The 14,761-nt window shown below is 54.8% G+C and carries 17 protein-coding genes; 16 read left to right on the top strand and 1 reads right to left on the bottom strand.

Annotated elements, in window-relative coordinates; translation table 11 throughout:
- Positions 1 to 52 precede the first annotated feature (52 nt).
- The 10 genes from FYJ45_RS14745 to FYJ45_RS14790 all read left to right on the top strand — a co-directional run bounded on the left by FYJ45_RS14745 (position 53) and on the right by FYJ45_RS14790 (position 9,638).
- On the top strand, positions 53 to 1,018 hold the full coding sequence (locus FYJ45_RS14745; RefSeq protein ID WP_074661639.1) for a DHH family phosphoesterase: 966 nt from the start codon (positions 53 to 55) through the stop codon (positions 1,016 to 1,018).
- A 24-nt stretch (positions 1,019 to 1,042) separates the two neighbouring features.
- Positions 1,043 to 1,573: a hypothetical protein gene (locus FYJ45_RS14750; protein ID WP_074661642.1), complete on the top strand. Its 531-nt coding sequence runs from the start codon at positions 1,043 to 1,045 to the stop codon at positions 1,571 to 1,573.
- A gap of 32 nt (positions 1,574 to 1,605) precedes the next feature.
- On the top strand, positions 1,606 to 2,718 hold the full coding sequence (locus FYJ45_RS14755) for a Trm112 family protein (RefSeq protein WP_074661645.1): 1,113 nt from the start codon (positions 1,606 to 1,608) through the stop codon (positions 2,716 to 2,718).
- A 16-nt stretch (positions 2,719 to 2,734) separates the two neighbouring features.
- Positions 2,735 to 4,072: a TPM domain-containing protein gene (locus FYJ45_RS14760; protein WP_074661648.1), complete on the top strand. Its 1,338-nt coding sequence runs from the start codon at positions 2,735 to 2,737 to the stop codon at positions 4,070 to 4,072.
- A 14-nt stretch (positions 4,073 to 4,086) separates the two neighbouring features.
- Positions 4,087 to 5,253: a hypothetical protein gene (locus FYJ45_RS14765; RefSeq protein ID WP_074661651.1), complete on the top strand. Its 1,167-nt coding sequence runs from the start codon at positions 4,087 to 4,089 to the stop codon at positions 5,251 to 5,253.
- A gap of 23 nt (positions 5,254 to 5,276) precedes the next feature.
- Positions 5,277 to 6,875 (top strand): hypothetical protein, encoded by a 1,599-nt coding sequence (locus tag FYJ45_RS14770; protein ID WP_074661653.1) that lies wholly within the window; start codon positions 5,277 to 5,279, stop codon positions 6,873 to 6,875.
- An 81-nt stretch (positions 6,876 to 6,956) separates the two neighbouring features.
- Positions 6,957 to 7,946 carry a hypothetical protein gene (locus tag FYJ45_RS14775; protein ID WP_154465350.1) on the top strand — a complete coding sequence of 330 codons (990 nt, stop codon included), beginning with the start codon at positions 6,957 to 6,959 and terminating at the stop codon, positions 7,944 to 7,946.
- Positions 7,947 to 7,964: 18 nt separating this feature from the next.
- Entirely contained in the window at positions 7,965 to 8,453 is a 489-nt protein-coding gene (locus tag FYJ45_RS14780; RefSeq protein ID WP_074661658.1) for a DUF6935 domain-containing protein, read from the top strand.
- A gap of 4 nt (positions 8,454 to 8,457) precedes the next feature.
- Positions 8,458 to 9,381 carry a hypothetical protein gene (locus tag FYJ45_RS14785; protein WP_074661661.1) on the top strand — a complete coding sequence of 308 codons (924 nt, stop codon included), beginning with the start codon at positions 8,458 to 8,460 and terminating at the stop codon, positions 9,379 to 9,381.
- 80 nt (positions 9,382 to 9,461) lie between these two features.
- A complete protein-coding gene (locus FYJ45_RS14790) occupies positions 9,462 to 9,638 on the top strand; it encodes a cysteine-rich KTR domain-containing protein (protein ID WP_154465351.1) in 177 nt (58 codons plus the stop codon).
- A 64-nt stretch (positions 9,639 to 9,702) separates the two neighbouring features.
- Here FYJ45_RS14790 and FYJ45_RS14795 read toward each other — a convergent pair whose 3' ends face one another.
- Positions 9,703 to 10,062 (bottom strand): helix-turn-helix domain-containing protein, encoded by a 360-nt coding sequence (locus tag FYJ45_RS14795; protein ID WP_154465352.1) that lies wholly within the window; start codon positions 10,060 to 10,062, stop codon positions 9,703 to 9,705.
- A 498-nt stretch (positions 10,063 to 10,560) separates the two neighbouring features.
- Here FYJ45_RS14795 and FYJ45_RS14800 point away from each other — a divergent pair, with 498 nt between their 5' ends.
- The 6 genes from FYJ45_RS14800 to FYJ45_RS14825 all read left to right on the top strand — a co-directional run bounded on the left by FYJ45_RS14800 (position 10,561) and on the right by FYJ45_RS14825 (position 14,752).
- Positions 10,561 to 10,845: a helix-turn-helix domain-containing protein gene (locus FYJ45_RS14800; protein WP_074661671.1), complete on the top strand. Its 285-nt coding sequence runs from the start codon at positions 10,561 to 10,563 to the stop codon at positions 10,843 to 10,845.
- Between the two features lie 496 nt (positions 10,846 to 11,341).
- On the top strand, positions 11,342 to 11,734 hold the full coding sequence (locus FYJ45_RS14805) for a type II toxin-antitoxin system PemK/MazF family toxin (protein ID WP_074661674.1): 393 nt from the start codon (positions 11,342 to 11,344) through the stop codon (positions 11,732 to 11,734).
- Positions 11,734 to 12,657: a ParB N-terminal domain-containing protein gene (locus tag FYJ45_RS14810; RefSeq protein ID WP_074661677.1), complete on the top strand. Its 924-nt coding sequence runs from the start codon at positions 11,734 to 11,736 to the stop codon at positions 12,655 to 12,657. The genes FYJ45_RS14805 and FYJ45_RS14810 overlap by 1 nt, the downstream gene beginning before the upstream one ends.
- On the top strand, positions 12,654 to 13,433 hold the full coding sequence (locus tag FYJ45_RS14815; protein ID WP_074661679.1) for a DUF6551 family protein: 780 nt from the start codon (positions 12,654 to 12,656) through the stop codon (positions 13,431 to 13,433). The genes FYJ45_RS14810 and FYJ45_RS14815 overlap by 4 nt, the downstream gene beginning before the upstream one ends.
- Positions 13,434 to 13,500: 67 nt before the next feature.
- The gene (locus tag FYJ45_RS14820) at positions 13,501 to 14,406 is read left to right on the top strand and encodes a radical SAM protein (protein ID WP_074661682.1); all 906 of its coding nucleotides are present in this window, start codon (positions 13,501 to 13,503) and stop codon (positions 14,404 to 14,406) included.
- A gap of 106 nt (positions 14,407 to 14,512) precedes the next feature.
- The gene (locus tag FYJ45_RS14825) at positions 14,513 to 14,752 is read left to right on the top strand and encodes a DUF6870 family protein (protein WP_074661684.1); all 240 of its coding nucleotides are present in this window, start codon (positions 14,513 to 14,515) and stop codon (positions 14,750 to 14,752) included.
- Positions 14,753 to 14,761: the final 9 nt, after the last annotated feature.

A 14,761-nucleotide genomic window follows, 5' to 3' on the forward strand; every position in this document is an offset into this window, starting at 1 on the left:
CAGGGCTGACAGGCCGGCGGCAACCGTTGAATAGATAGGAGTGAATACGAAAATGAACGACTTTAACCAGCTTGCGGCGTTATGCCACGGCAAGCATATCTACATACAGACCCATAATTTCCCAGACCCGGACGCCATTGCCTCCGCCTTCGGCTTACAGCGCCTTCTGGCCCAGCATGAAATCCCCTCTACCCTCTGCTACGATGGAAGGATCGACAAGTTGAGCGCGTCCAAGATGCTGGAGGCGTTCCAGATCCAGATGTTCCCCTATGAGCAGCTGCGTCCGGACATGGCCGAGGAAGACTATGTGATCTGTGTGGACGCGCAGAAGCACAGTGGGAATATCACGGATTTTGTTGGGGATGAGGTGGCCTGCATCGACCACCACCCCATTTTTGTGCCAATTGAATACCGCTACCAGGACATCCGCCCCACTGGGGCCTGCGCCACGATCATCGCCCAGTATTATAAACAGCTTCCGTGCCTGCCGGACAGGCACACGGCGACTGCCCTGCTCTATGGCCTGAAAATGGACACGCTGCAGTTTACGCGGGGCGTGACGGAACTGGATATTGAAATGTTCGCATTCCTGTTCCCTCTGTGTGACCAGGAAATGCTGGCGCGGCTGGAGCGCAACAATATGGAGTTCAACGATCTGAAAGCATATGGCGCGGCCATCGAGAGCATTGAGGTCTACGACAAGGTAGGCATATCCAATGTCCCCTTTCCCTGCCCGGACGCTTTGATTGCGATCCTCTCCGATTTCATCCTGGCGCTGCAGGAGGTGGAGGTCGCCGTGGTATTCTCCAAACGGGAGGATGGGATCAAGTTTTCTGTCCGCTCGGAGGATCCGGCTGTCCATGCGGGGCATTTAGTCCGTGATGCGCTCCACGGTTATGGAGATGGCGGCGGCCATGCGGAGATGGCTGGCGGGATGATCCGGAAAGAAAAGGAGTGTCTGCTGGGGCGGTATCCAAAAGACACCATCCGGGACTCGTTTTTACGGGTCCTGTCGTGAACAGTTTGATTGAGGAGGTTTGATATGGAGCTTTACCTGACTGAAAAAGTTCGGCTGGGCTACAGGACGGGGGAACTTATCCGTATGGCGGCATTCGCACTTTTGGGCGTGATTATTGCGGCATCGGTTTTCGAGGTGGATCTGGAGTTTGACCTGGGCAGTGTGCTTGCGGAGCTGTTCATGCTTTCAATGGGTGTCCTATGTATCTGGAAGGGTACGCTTGGCCCGGTCCGCCGCCAGAGCGCCAGCCGGCTTGCCCATCGGCTTGCGGAATGCTTCTTCGCCAGCCCTGAGCCAGAGATTTCCTTTGACCAGCTTTCCAGAGCCATTGGCGGAAAGAACGTGGAACGTAAGGTACGCCATATGATCCAAAAAGGATACTTAGAAAACATCAGTCTTGATACGCCTAACAAGCGTATCATGCTGACAGCCTTTAACAAAGTTGCCCAGAAAGAGCAGTACGAAACGGTTACCTGCCCCCATTGCGGCGGAGAGAACGTCATACGGCCCGGATGGGCTTCGTCCTGCCAATACTGCGGATCCAAGCTGATCTGAAGAAGATAAACCAGTAGGAGGAGAGATAAAAGATGCCTTCACAAGTAACAAATTACCAGTGTCCGGCCTGCACAGGCCCGCTGCACTTTGCCGGGGACTCCGGGAAACTGGAGTGCGATTACTGCGGGAGCGCCTACGAGATCTCCGAGATAGAGGCGCTGTACCAGCAGAAAGAAGAACAGGCCGTGAAAGCCCACGAGGACGCTCAGACCAAAGGCGCGGAAGATGACGGCTGGGACACCTCCGGCCTGAGCGGTGACTGGGGCGCGGATGCCGCAGGGATGAAAGCCTATAACTGCCCTTCCTGCGGAGCGGAGCTGATCTGTGATGAAAGTACCGCCGCCACATCCTGTCCTTATTGCGGGAACCCCACCGTAGTGCCAGGGCAGTTCGGCGGTACACTGCGGCCCGATTTTGTGCTTCCATTCAAGCTGAGCAAGGAGGATGCGGTCGCGGCCCTTAAAAAGCACTATAAGGGCAAGGTTTTTCTGCCAAAATCCTTTACCGCCGGGAACCACATCCAGGAGATCAAGGGGGTTTACGTCCCTTTCTGGATGTTTGACGGCGAGGCGGAGGGCGATGCCCGGTATGCAGCCACACGTTCCCGTACCTACCGCTCCGGCGATTATGAGGTCACCGAGACAGAACATTATGACGTTTTCCGTTCCGGTTCCGTCGCGTTTGAAAAGGTTCCGGTGGATGCGTCCAGCAAGATGCCGGACGACTACATGGATTCCATTGAACCCTATGACTATACAGAACTGAAACCCTTTTCCACGGCATATCTGCCCGGTTTTCTCGCTGACAAGTTTGATGTGACGGTAGAACAGAGCCGGGAGCGGGCTGACAAACGCTGCGAGAACACGCTGGCCGCCGCACTGCGGGATACCGTGAAGGGCTACAATACCTGCACGTCCAAGGGGGGCAGTACTTCCCTCAAGCGCGGCAAAGTCCACTATGCGCTCATGCCGGTCTGGATGCTTAATACCAAGTGGAACGGAAAAGATTTTCTGTTTGCCATGAACGGCCAGACTGGCAGGCTGGTGGGTGAGCTGCCCGTGAGCCGCGGCAGATTCTGGGCGCTGTTCGCCGCCATCGCTGTGCCGCTGTCGGTGCTGAGCTCAGTCTTGTTCACGCTTTTGTAGATAAGGGGGATCGGATATGAAGAAATTTGCGAGTTTTGTGCTGTCGGTGCTACTGGCACTGACCTTCTGTATCCCGGCTGCGGCAGCGGAAGATTACGGCGTGATCTACGATGAGACAGGGCAGTTAGGGTCGGAACCGCTGCGGTATGCAGGAGAGGTCACGCTTCCCGCGCTCACAGAGCGGTATGGTGTTGACCTGCGGGTAGATATTCTGACGGAAAGTGATTATGATACCGTGCTTGACGCAGCGGAAGGTATTTACGAAGAGTATGAATATGGCTATGGAAAATACCACTCCGGTATTACGCTGACCCTGCTGCTTACGCCCTGCGAAGACGCCTATACAATGGCCGCGGATGACTGGTGTGTCTATCTGGGCGGTACGGATGAAAATCTGCTTTATGGGGATTGGCTTTACGATCTTACCAAGGCAGTGGAGCCTTATTTGTCAGTGGAATCCGGCATGGAGTCTGGGGCATGGTCCGGCAATATGGATATGAGCGCCGTGGCGCTTTCCCAGGCGGTGGGCGCTATGGCGGAATTCGTGGCGGACTTTTTCGCACCGGGAGACAGCGGCTATGAAATGACTGGAGGGCCGTCCGGTCAGGATGCGGAGGAACCGGACAGCACCTCGATGTACTATATTTTTGACATCAGCGACCTGCTCCCTTTTGACCAGTGGGAGGAACTGGAGCAGTGGGCCGGGGACATTTCCCGGCGGCACGGCTGTGGCGTCTATGTGGTTCTTGTGGACGACTATGAGGATTTTGGCTCCGGGGATGTCTATGATGTGACCACACAGATCTATCACTCCGAACAAAACGGCTTCGGAATGGGCGATGGGCGGGATGGCATCATGATCCTTCTGAGCATGGCGGAACGTGATTACGCCATGTTTGTCTACGGTAAAAGTGCCGGATACGCCTTTAACGAATACGGACAGGAACAGCTGGAAGAGAGCTTTTTAGGCGACTTTGGCAATGATGACTGGTATGGCGGCATTTCCCATTACCTGGACTCCTGCGATGAGTATCTTGCCAAAGCGGATGCGGGGCATCCGGTGCGGGCCAACCCCTTGTGGGGAATTGGATTGATGACGTTTTTGTCCTGTCTGGCGGCGCTGGCGGTCTGCATGGTGCTGAAACGGAAGATGAACAATGTCCGGCAGAACGCGCAGGCCAACGAATACATTGTTCCTGGCGGGCTGCGCCTAGCAGACAGTTATGACCGCTACACGCACACCACCAAAACCCGTACCAAGATCGAACAGAAGAGTTCGAGCAGCAGTAGCAGCAGTAGCAGCAGTAGCAGCTGCAGCGGTGGCGGCGGTTCGGGCCGTAGCGGGAAATTCTAAGGAGGAACAAATTCATGAGGAGAATGATAATGCGGACCGCGTCCGCCCTTCTGGCGTTTCTGCTCCTGTTTGGCCTCGCCGCCTGCGGCAGTAAGTCGCAGGACGGCACCGGCAGCGGCGATGCAGCGTCCATACCAGCCGATGGAAGTACCGGCAAAGGAGTGCTGGCTGACGGCAGACAGCCGGATAAGGATATGTCTGCTGCACCAGACGAGGGAACGGAGCAAGAGGCACTGGCCTGGCTGCGGGAATTTATGGCGGAATACGCACCGCAGGCAGCCATAGCTGCAGCATACCTTGGCTGTAGGGGGGCGGATGACACCACTTCTCTGACAGAATGGCTGTGGGACAACTCGCCCGGATTGATGGATGAGATGCCTTTTATCCGGACGATCCCGCCCGTGCGTATTCTGGGTCCCGGCTATGGGGACCTTTACTGCATCGTGCCAAGAGATGACAGGACCACCCTTTCAGTGAATCATGTCACATGGAAATCCACAGGCAACGGAGTCTGGCCCGAGCCGGATGAAGTCCTCTACCGGGAAGAGTATGCCCAGCCGGTGCTGGTATTTGTAGGTTATGAGGAATTTCGCGATGAGCCGGATATAGAGATCATTGCCAGTGACAGCGGTGGCGCAGGAGGTCTGGTAACATGGTATCCGGTATGGGACGTAGAGGTTGGGGGTGATATGATCGTTCCCACAGGCGAGGACTATGCCCCCCTGGTCATGGACTTCACCCTCTTTGGCGATATCACGGGTCTGGATTATTGGGGCGATCCGGACAGCTGGGAACCGACAGGGGATGACTGGTGGGTGCCGCCCACGGAGGAAGGACTGGCGGATACCTGCTGGGTGTGCGATGGATGGTCTCTGAACCTGCTTGGTGGAGGCGGTGATCCGAACTGCGCGGGCATTGCCGAACTGTATTGCCAGTTCGAGGATGGGCAGGAATATCAACTGCTCTATTCCGGCGTCTGGCGGATGGTGGATGACTGTCTACAGCTAATTGTCTCCACGGGAGCAGGAAATCTTCCCAGCGATGCCAGCGGCGTCTTTCCTGTCCTGATTGACCCGTCCGGGGACTACCTGCATATCCAGCAGGACAGGGACAACGGAATGCGTCCGCCTTTCTTTGATAATGACATGAGTTCCATGGAGCTGATACGCTCCTATGGATAAATAAACCGGAAAGGAACAATGGCATGAAATATAGACGCATATTTGCACTTTTATTCGTTTTGATTCTGTCCCTTACCGCCTGCGGCAGGGAGCAGGTTCCGCCAGGGAACGGCCCCCTGGATCAGGACAAGAAAATACCCGGTAAAGGAGCTATCAATACCCCCACAGAGGATGGCGGAGCATCCGGTTCCGCCGCCAGTGAAGGGGCAGCCGCCTGGCTTTCTGTCGAAGGAGGGAAAGTATTGGATGACCTGCGTGAAGGGGCGCAGGCGGACGGCTGTATCTGTTCCGTAGCTTTTTTGGGCGCCGCCCTAGAGCCTGGGGAAGATATTGCGGCCTTTCTGGCATCAGAGGAGGCGGAGCAATATCTGGATGCGTATCCATTCATCAAGGAGATACCGCCTGAACGGTGGATTGCCCACCCGGAGGGTGGATATGAGGTCTACTGTATCGTTCCTACAGACCCAAAAGCTTCCACAGCGGTCAATACATGGGACATCAACGAGGACAACGATTTTCTTGGCGAAAGCGACCAGGTACTCTACCGCAGCGACTGCGGGGATCCTATCCTCCTTTTGGGCAACCTCAGCGATATTATGCCCAGCCTGGATGTGGAGATTGTGGACAGTACAGGGAGAAGCCTGAGTTACCAGCCCTCTCTGTGGCTCTACGATGGTTCGCTGTCAGGCCCGTCTGAAATTTTTGATTTTACCATGTATCATAATCCTGACCTTATTGGTATATGGTCCGCCGTGATTCCGGCGGAATTAGGAGGCGGTATCTCCCTGAACCTGAATATCGGGCGCGGGGGAAATCTTACCTACAGCTATGGCCGCGGTAACAGCGAACCGATTGCTCTGTACGAAGGCACCTGGAGCAGGCCGGATGAGGCGATGGTCCAGTTCGGGCCGGAGTGCGTGGTTTTCGAGCTGTGCCTTGTAGAGGGCATTGAGGATAACGATCTGTGGGGACAATATGGTCCGGGAGAACTCCATGATGAGATATGCGGCGTTTGGATCTGTGAGCGGGGGGACGGGCCAGGCACATCCTCACTCAGATTGACCCATGTTCAAGGGGATCCTTTTATTGATGGATGTGGAGGATGGGCCATTGTATTTGAGGGCGAAGACCAGGGCGGAAACAATGGAGGTATGGAACAGGGAGCAAACGTCAACCCTCATGTGCTTACCACAGGAGGACCCGCATTTACCCACATGACTGTCCTTCAAACGGAAAACTATCCTGATGGGGGCTATTACTATGAGGATATGACACAGGACGGTTCCATATTGATCATAAACTGCGCTTATCCAGGCGGCCGCAGGAATGGAGTGTCCATGGAAGAATACGCAGTAAAAAGTATCGAGCATCTGACGATGTATGAGGCAGAAGATCTCTCTGTCGAAAAGAACAGCGGCTACAGTGAGGCATTGGGACACCCCGTCTATATTTTGACGTATACGACAAGTGAAAATGATCACACATTTCACTGGAAAATCTTTATGACGGAGGCGGATGGCTATACCTATCTCTATGCCTTTGACGTGTGGCACGAGGTCTACGCAGATATGGAGGATGTCATAGATGATGTTTTCGGACAGCTGTTCTTCCTTGAGATGTAACCGCCCGATGTTATACGCACGAACGAAAACATTTGCAACTTAAATGTATAACGAGTGGATGAAAAGACGTGGAGGATAGATATGAGAAGCAGTAGATTTGCGGCAGCGTTGCTTTGTCTGCTGTTGCCGCTGGTACTGGCATCGTGTGGGAGAAACGGGAGAAAAATGGGTGAGAACGGCCCATCCAGTGCGCTGCCGCCTATCAATAAAGAGAGCAGCACATATTCGGATGCCTTGCCCGAAAACACTTCGGAACCGGAAGATACTGAAGATCCGTGGACGAATACCTGCTGGCAGGCTGTACGGTACATAATGGCAAAGGAAGGCCAGACGATGGAAGGGACTTTGCCGGAGGATGATTGGGTTATAGAACTGTACCTGTTGGAGGGCGGCGGTGCCCGGTATCGGGAATGGAAGCCCCGGAGCTTTGACTATATCGGTGTGTACCACCTTCTGCTCGGAATCGGCCCGGACTGCTTCTGGTATTCGGATGGCAGCGGTGGCTTTTTTCTGAGTACGGAAGCTGACGGGACAAACGAAGACACGGTTTTTGCCCAAGGCCATATGGCGGATGGCCAGTTGATGCTGGATTTCTTGGGCGACCAGTTCTGGATGGAGCGGCAGCCCATGCCGGCCAAGGGCGGGGAATACTGCATGGCGGACCTGTTCGGCCAATGGCGCATGGTTTCCGGCGAGACTGTCACAGAAGGGGATCCGGAGGTCTGGAATTTCACGGCCAGCGAAATGGAGATTGACCGCAGATTGACTTTTCACAGTTCTTGGGACGAGACTGAGCCGGACGGTGTGGACTATTATGACGAGTGGCATCCCGGTTATCTCAGGGAGGCACAGGCCATGGCGGTGGAATACCAGGAGACCCCAATTTATGAGGGATGCGGGAACGAGGCATGGCGTCTCCAGCTGTTCAGCGTTGAGACGATATACCAGAATTACGCAGAAGAAGAATTTTACGTCACAGTATTGGATGCGGATACCCTGCTGCTTCAAGTGCGTCTCAAAGATACAGACGGAGTCCACACCACCAGTACGCAGATTTTTAGCCGTTTTTGAAAGAAAGGAGACAGAAAAATGCCAGTCACATTAAACATGATCCCCGCTACTTTGCAGGAATTCCAAACGTGTCCGCAGATGGATCTTTCCAAGCCGGAAAACACCTGCGCCATGTTCCTGTGTGCATTACAGCTATACATAAAGGACAGGGATGCCGGGGTGAAGGCAATGAATATGCTGCGGGGTCCCAGACCCATGACTCCCTACGACAGCCAGTTTCTCCGGGACCGCCTGCGGGATAAGCCTTATCTGCCCCTGGCCTACTTTGAGGGAGCGGCGCCTAAAAACAACTATACCCCGGCACAGCCCTATGTACTGAATGTGCTTCCGGATCCACGTCCCCAGGACATAGAAGCCGGGTATATCCGGGTATTCCTGAAAACAGCGGGGGCGGATTCTCCCAGGCCGGTCAAGCTCCGGCAAAAGGGCAGCCTGTGGTATCTCTGGGAGTATTCCAGCATCCTCAGCGGGATACGGTCCCTCGCGGAATGCGATCCTTGGGGGTGAGAATATGAAACAATGCTGGATAGGCATCCTGCTGGCGCTTCTCCTGATTTTTAGTCTGACTGCCTGCAAAGATGCAAATAATGCCGCACAGCCGCTTCCAACAGCCGGAAGCGGCGGGAAGCTGCCGGAAATATCCAAGACGGAGACGGGTGATATGAACCGAGACAGTTCCGAAAGCAGTGCGGTTCCGGATGGTAAGCCAGATATGATTCCTCCATCTGACAAGGAAGCTGCCGCAGTTTCCGTTAGTGGTTCGGGCGCGGAGTATCCGGCCTCCGAGCAGGCATTTGAGCGTCTGCGGGAAACCGAGATTGTCCGGTATTACCTCGAACTTGGCATGGTTATGCTGGACACAGGGCTTCAGGAGACTGTCAACGGGCAGAACTGCCGGATCATCTCCCTGGGTACTGACCATGAAACTCATTTTGTGCAGGAAATTTACTACGCTGTCAGCTGCGACACAATCTATACCTATGACCAGATCAACGATGAATGGCTGGAGTTGGGTAGTGAGCCTTCCATTCCGGGCGCGGAATTTGCCATGTCCGATCTGGAGGGCAGCTGGCAGATGGTCGAGGGAGAAGTCGAGGGGTGGCGGTACAGTGCGGCGGATGAGGGCATTGTCTCGACGCTGTGCTTTACCCGCATCTACGACAGCAATATTCCAACCACGGATCTCACTGCGGATTTTGACAGAATGGATGAAAATGGAAACGAGGCGCATGAGCGGAATATGGAGGTCAAATTCTTGGATGAACTGTTGTACTACGGCTGTCCCAACGAGGCCTGGTCTGTTCAGCTACTATGTGAGGAGGAAGGGGTCTCGTATTTCGTTGCCATCACCGATCCTGATACGCTGGAATTATACTTCTCTTTTGAAAAGAACGGCAATTCAGGGGCTTCTCTTGCTTACTACAGGCGGATATGAGACCGCCCTGATGTCTAAAAAATTGGGATGGCAGCAAAAAAACATATCGAAAGCATTCCTATGAATAGGCGGTGTTGTCCATGAAAGAGCAGGAACAACAAAGCTCCCATTGGGTGCATTGTCCAATCTGCGGGGCTAAAACAAAAACCAAGGTAAATGAGGATACGATCCTTATCAGATTTCCTCTTTATTGTCCGCAGTGCAAAAAAGAATTTCGTGTTGATATTGTACAATTGAAAATGGTTATGAGCAAATGAGCCAGACGCTTTAAGCGGAGAGCCTGCTTCCTCTTTATAGGGGCGCAGTCTCTCCGTTTTTATTTTATGTAATCGCACCGACCAGAAGATCACTTTGATTCCGAATGGCCGATAAGATGGCTCTGACTGCGGGAAGAAGGATTTGAGCTTCCTGCTCACTGCACTGGGCGATCAGCAAACCCAGTTGCTCCACAGTGGGCGCATCACAGTTTTGCTCTGGGTAAAAAGTCTCCCGCGGGTCAATTTCAAGGGCACGGATCAACGCATAGAGCGCCACCATTTTGGGGTTGTCTTCATGGTTTTCGATATGCATAACCGTTCGGACTTCAATATCTGCCATATCAGCTACTTTGCGTTGGGAAAGCCCCTTGCTTTTTCGGGCTTTCTTAATGGTATCGCCAAGAGGGCGGGAAAATTCATACATTGTATGTCACCTCAAAGGTATTTTACAATATACCATCTTTGAGTGAAATTCATTGTATAGCCATTAAATGATACATTACAAAGCACCATTCTTGAAGTGTGGTGGTTCATTAGAATGAACCACGCAGATATATCAGAATTTTATTGCAACAAATTTGACTTATAAATACTAACTCATTCCTGCTGTTGTTTGGCGCACCATTTGATCACGGTGGCTCATCCCTTATGACAGCTAATTGAATATCGAACAGCTTTCCAATGAGCAGGACAGTTGCAATCTGGAATGGAGACCAATTTTCCAGGACTGCGGGGTGGAGTATACTGCCATTTTTAGCTGTTCTCAGAAAACACCTCCATTCTCCGAAACGAATGGAGGTGTTTTTGTGGGCAAGCACTGCTGGTATTATGCCCGCTTTCCATAATCTCCAAATCTTGGAAATCAGACAATTTGAAACGGCTATCCGTTCTGAAACTCACAAATGAAATGGAGATTTATGCTATGCATTACAACGCGCTTAATACCGGGAAAAGGATTCAGAAACTCCGTAAGGATAAAGGACTTACACAGGAACAGTTAGCTGAAAGGCTGAACCTCAGCACAGTCCATATGGCCAAGATTGAGACTGGACAGCGCAGTTGCTCTTTGGATGTCCTGACCGAGTTTGCGATGTTTTTTAACGCCAGCTTGGATTATCTGGTACTTGGAAAAATCACGGAAAAAGAACTGCGGGGAGAGCTTGAAGTTGCTATCCACACTCTGGAGAGCCTACGGGATAGTCTTTAACTGATACAAAGAGTATCAGCGAGTGGTACTCCTGCGCCATAAGAATACCGCCCGTTTTCCACTAAACTTAAACCATCAGCCGGGGCGACCCGCTGATGTGGACTTTGAAAACTGAATATGCAGTCATCAGGAAGTCTTGGAGACAAGACCACGTTACTGTCTGGAATAGCCTGCACAGCGGAGCGCCACGATCCCCGGTTCCGGGAGGAGCGATCCATCCGACTGAAAATGCCAAGTTGCTCTTGGTTTGGCGATGACAACGGACAGCGATCATGATACTTCCGTAACTCGCGGCCCGGCCACAAAGAAGGCGGGGAGGTTAGACGCCTATGAGAGCAGCTTCGCAAGCTGACGAGCCTGATGATTCCCGTGATTCCGGGGTGTCGGGGACAAATAGGGATCAAAAACACGCTTTATGAAATTTGAGGGGCGGTCTGGAGACGGCATTTGCCGCGCTGGGTCGCTCCTTTACATACCAGTAGAAGGAGGTATCCATATGGACCGTAATTTTCACGATTTCCACCGCGGCGAGGTCTACTACGCCGACCTGGACCCAGTAATCGGCCACGAGCAGGGCGGCATCCGCCCAGTGCTGGTCATCCAGAACGACACGGGCAATTACCACTCTCCGACCATCATTGTGATCGCCGTGACCAGAAGGACCTTTAAGAAACCCAAGCAGCCGACCCATGTGGTGCTGGATGATGCCCAGGGGCTTGCGCCGTCCCTGTTTATGTCGGAGGTCGTCCGCACCATCGACAAGCGGCGGGTGCAGAGTTATGTGGGCAGACTCACCAAAGAGCAGATGAGGCGGGTCAACGCCGCCCTCTTGGTGAGTGTCGGGCTTGATAAGGACTACGCGCCCATTACGGGAACGGAGGTGTCCTGATGGACAGGCTCATCATCGACCCGGAGTTCCGGGACAAGATACCGCCGCTGACGGAGGACGAGTTCTCCCTTTTGGAGGAGAATATCCTGTCTGACGGGGCGGTCTTTTCACCGCTCATCGTCTGGGACGGCACGATCCTGGACGGCCACAACCGCTATGAGATCATCCAGAAGCACCCGGAGCTGACCTACGCAGTCCACAGGCTGTCTTTCGCCAACCGCTATGAAGCACTTTCGTGGATATGCAAGAACCAACTCGGCAGGCGAAACCTGACGCCCCAGCAGAAGAAATACCTGATCGGGCAGAGGTATGAAGCGGAGAAGATGGCGCATGGCGGTGAACGGGTAGCAACGGTTCAAAATGAACCGTTGCCCTCCTCCCACAAAACCCGCGCTCAGATAGCGAATGATACCAGCACCAGCGAGAGTTATGTCATGCGGGCTGGCTGGTATGCCCAGGGTGTGGATGCCGCCGAAGAAGCCCTTCCCGGCATCAAACAGGAGATACTCACAGGCGCGATTAAGCCCACAGAGACAGCGGTAGCCGCTGTTGCCAGGGCTGGTCCGGAGGAGCGCCCCAAACTTGCCGCCGCACTGAAAAAGCCTAGGGAAAGCGGAAAGTCCGCATCCGAGAAGCCCCAGCCCATTTATCACAAATCCGCACCGGCAAGCCCCAGGCAATCCACGCTGAAGCAGATACGGGAAATATCGGCAGAAATGGAACACCCCAAGGAGCTGGTCGCAGAGGATTCCATACTCCGCTCTATCGAAGCGGAGATTGTCTCGTTCACCGAGCTATGTGACCACTTCTTCCAAGAGTACCCAAGGCTCTTATCGGATGGCCGCTATAAGCAGGAGGTCATCCGTATCATGCAGACAATGAAACAGTATATCTCAAAGATCGAGGGAGGATACACAGAATGAACACGAAAAATCTCTTTTGCCGGGAAATCGTGCTGGACAGCCGGGAGCTGGTGATCCCCCGCACTACTTACCAGCGCACCTTGAACGAGGACCGGGTCCGCAGGATCGCCGCCGAGTTCGATGAGCGCATCGCCAACGAGCCGAAGGTCAGCAGCCGGGGCGGGCGCTACTATGTCTTTGACGGCCAGCATACCATCGCCGCCCGGAAGTTCCTGAACGGCGGGAAGGACCTGCCCATCCGCTGCAAGGTGTTCTACGGCCTGACCGAGAGCGATGAGGCGCTGCTGTTCGCCCAGCAGACGGGAGCCTCCGCCAGCCTGACCGCCGGGGCGAGGTTCCGGGCGCTCATTTTCGGCGGGGATGAGGACGCTATGGCGTTCCTGAAAGCAACGGAGGCCGTGGGCCTCTGCGTGGACTATAAACAGACCAGGGGCGCGAAGCGGCTGGCCTGCATCAGTACCGCTTTCGGCCTGTTCCAGAAGGTCGGGGATGGGGTGTACCGGGAGGCGATGCAGGCCATCGTGGACGCCTGGAAGGGCGACCCGGACTCTCTCCGGGCGGAGACGGTGCAGGGCGTGGTGGAGTTCGTGGACCTCTACCGTGGGGAGTACAGCCGCAAACGGCTGGTGACGCGACTGCGCCAGATGGACCCGGTGGTGATCTTCCGGGAGGGCCGGGCCATGACGAGCCTGCCGGGGTACAAGCGGTATCTCTACCAGGTGTACCGCATCTACAACGGCTCCAGCGCAAAGACCGCCCTGCCCATGAAGTTCTGAGACAGTTGACGGGAGCGTCTGCCCTCCGGGGCGGGCGCTCTCTGCTATTCCACAAGGAGGTGGACTTTTGAAGATCGGGCTTATTGATGTGGACAGCCATCGGTGGCCGAACCTGTGCCTGATGAAGCTGTCCGCCTGCCACAAGGCCCAGGGGGACGATGTGGAGTGGTGGATGCCGGAGGGACGGTACGACCTCGTTTACAAGAGCCGGGTGTTCACGGACACCTACTCCAAGGACAGGATCACCGTCACCAACGCCGACAAGCTGGTCTGCGGTGGCACCGGCTACGGTCCGGGGCCGAACCTGCCGGACGCCGTGGAGCATACCCGCCCTGACTACGGCCTCTATCCGCAGTTCCCGGATACGGCCTACGGTTTTTTGACAAGGGGCTGCCCGAACCGCTGCGGCTTCTGCGTGGTGTCCGGGAAGGAGGGCGCAGAGAGCGTCCATGTGGCCGACCTCTCCGAGTTCTGGGACGGGCAGAAGGAGATCAAACTGATGGACGCCAACCTGCTGGCCTGCCCCGACCATGAGCGGCTGATCGGGCAGCTTGCCGAAAGCCGCGCCCTGGTGGACTTCTCCCAGGGGCTGGACATCCGCCTCATCACGCCGGACAACGCGGCGCTCCTGAACAGGGTCCGCACGAAAACCATCCATTTCGCATGGGATAACCCCAATGTTGACCTGACCGGCTGTTTCCAGCGGTTCTCCGAATTGTCCAAGATCAGGGACTTCCGCCGCAAGCGGGTCTATGTGCTGACGAACTACAACAGCACCCACGAGCAGGACCTTTACCGGGTGGACACCCTGCGCCGCATGGGGTACGACCCCTATGTGATGGTCTATGAGCGGCCAACGGCGCCGCCCGTCACAAGGCATCTCCAGCGGTGGGTGAACAACAAGCGGATATTCCGCACCGTGGAGCGTTTCGCGGACTATGAGCCGGTGAAGAAGCTGGGTGGTGACAGATAGGGCGGCCTGCTCCATATCGGGGCAGATCGTTGTCATTTTCGGGCCTGTCCCTCCCATAAGATGTTGAAAGGCTGAAAAGTTCTTTCAGGGAACTGGAGGTGTTGCCATGACAGAGGCGATGAAGAATATCGACCTCCGCAAGGTGGATAAGGCGGCGCTCCGCGACCGCAGTACGGTCCATATCGACCCGGAGGCTCCCACCGAGGAGCGCATCCGGGCGTGGATCGAGCAGCTCGGCAATCCCTATGTCTATCTGGACGGCGGGGTGGTGGTGAAGCTGAGCTTCGCGGACAGGGGCGAGACCATTGAGGAGCGTATCAACTCCCTCTACCTTGCCGGGGCCTGACATCCTTAA

It is taken from the genome of Eisenbergiella porci (assembly GCF_009696275.1).
GTDB lineage: Bacteria > Bacillota > Clostridia > Lachnospirales > Lachnospiraceae > Eisenbergiella > Eisenbergiella porci.

Bases quoted from the DNA above. Each gene is read 5' to 3' on its own strand.
- FYJ45_RS14810 (WP_074661677.1), top strand. From the start codon at position 11,734: ATGGACAGGCTCATCATCGACCCGGAGTTCCGGGACAAGATACCGCCG.
- FYJ45_RS14805 (WP_074661674.1), top strand. From the start codon at position 11,342: ATGGACCGTAATTTTCACGATTTCCACCGCGGCGAGGTCTACTACGCC.
- FYJ45_RS14825 (WP_074661684.1), top strand. From the start codon at position 14,513: ATGACAGAGGCGATGAAGAATATCGACCTCCGCAAGGTGGATAAGGCG.
- FYJ45_RS14755 (WP_074661645.1), top strand. From the start codon at position 1,606: ATGCCTTCACAAGTAACAAATTACCAGTGTCCGGCCTGCACAGGCCCG.
- FYJ45_RS14745 (WP_074661639.1), top strand. From the start codon at position 53: ATGAACGACTTTAACCAGCTTGCGGCGTTATGCCACGGCAAGCATATC.
- FYJ45_RS14800 (WP_074661671.1), top strand. From the start codon at position 10,561: ATGCATTACAACGCGCTTAATACCGGGAAAAGGATTCAGAAACTCCGT.
- FYJ45_RS14765 (WP_074661651.1), top strand. From the start codon at position 4,087: ATGAGGAGAATGATAATGCGGACCGCGTCCGCCCTTCTGGCGTTTCTG.
- FYJ45_RS14785 (WP_074661661.1), top strand. From the start codon at position 8,458: ATGAAACAATGCTGGATAGGCATCCTGCTGGCGCTTCTCCTGATTTTT.
- FYJ45_RS14760 (WP_074661648.1), top strand. From the start codon at position 2,735: ATGAAGAAATTTGCGAGTTTTGTGCTGTCGGTGCTACTGGCACTGACC.
- FYJ45_RS14795 (WP_154465352.1), bottom strand. From the start codon at position 10,062: ATGTATGAATTTTCCCGCCCTCTTGGCGATACCATTAAGAAAGCCCGA.
- FYJ45_RS14750 (WP_074661642.1), top strand. From the start codon at position 1,043: ATGGAGCTTTACCTGACTGAAAAAGTTCGGCTGGGCTACAGGACGGGG.
- FYJ45_RS14790 (WP_154465351.1), top strand. From the start codon at position 9,462: ATGAAAGAGCAGGAACAACAAAGCTCCCATTGGGTGCATTGTCCAATC.
- FYJ45_RS14780 (WP_074661658.1), top strand. From the start codon at position 7,965: ATGCCAGTCACATTAAACATGATCCCCGCTACTTTGCAGGAATTCCAA.
- FYJ45_RS14770 (WP_074661653.1), top strand. From the start codon at position 5,277: ATGAAATATAGACGCATATTTGCACTTTTATTCGTTTTGATTCTGTCC.
- FYJ45_RS14775 (WP_154465350.1), top strand. From the start codon at position 6,957: ATGAGAAGCAGTAGATTTGCGGCAGCGTTGCTTTGTCTGCTGTTGCCG.
- FYJ45_RS14815 (WP_074661679.1), top strand. From the start codon at position 12,654: ATGAACACGAAAAATCTCTTTTGCCGGGAAATCGTGCTGGACAGCCGG.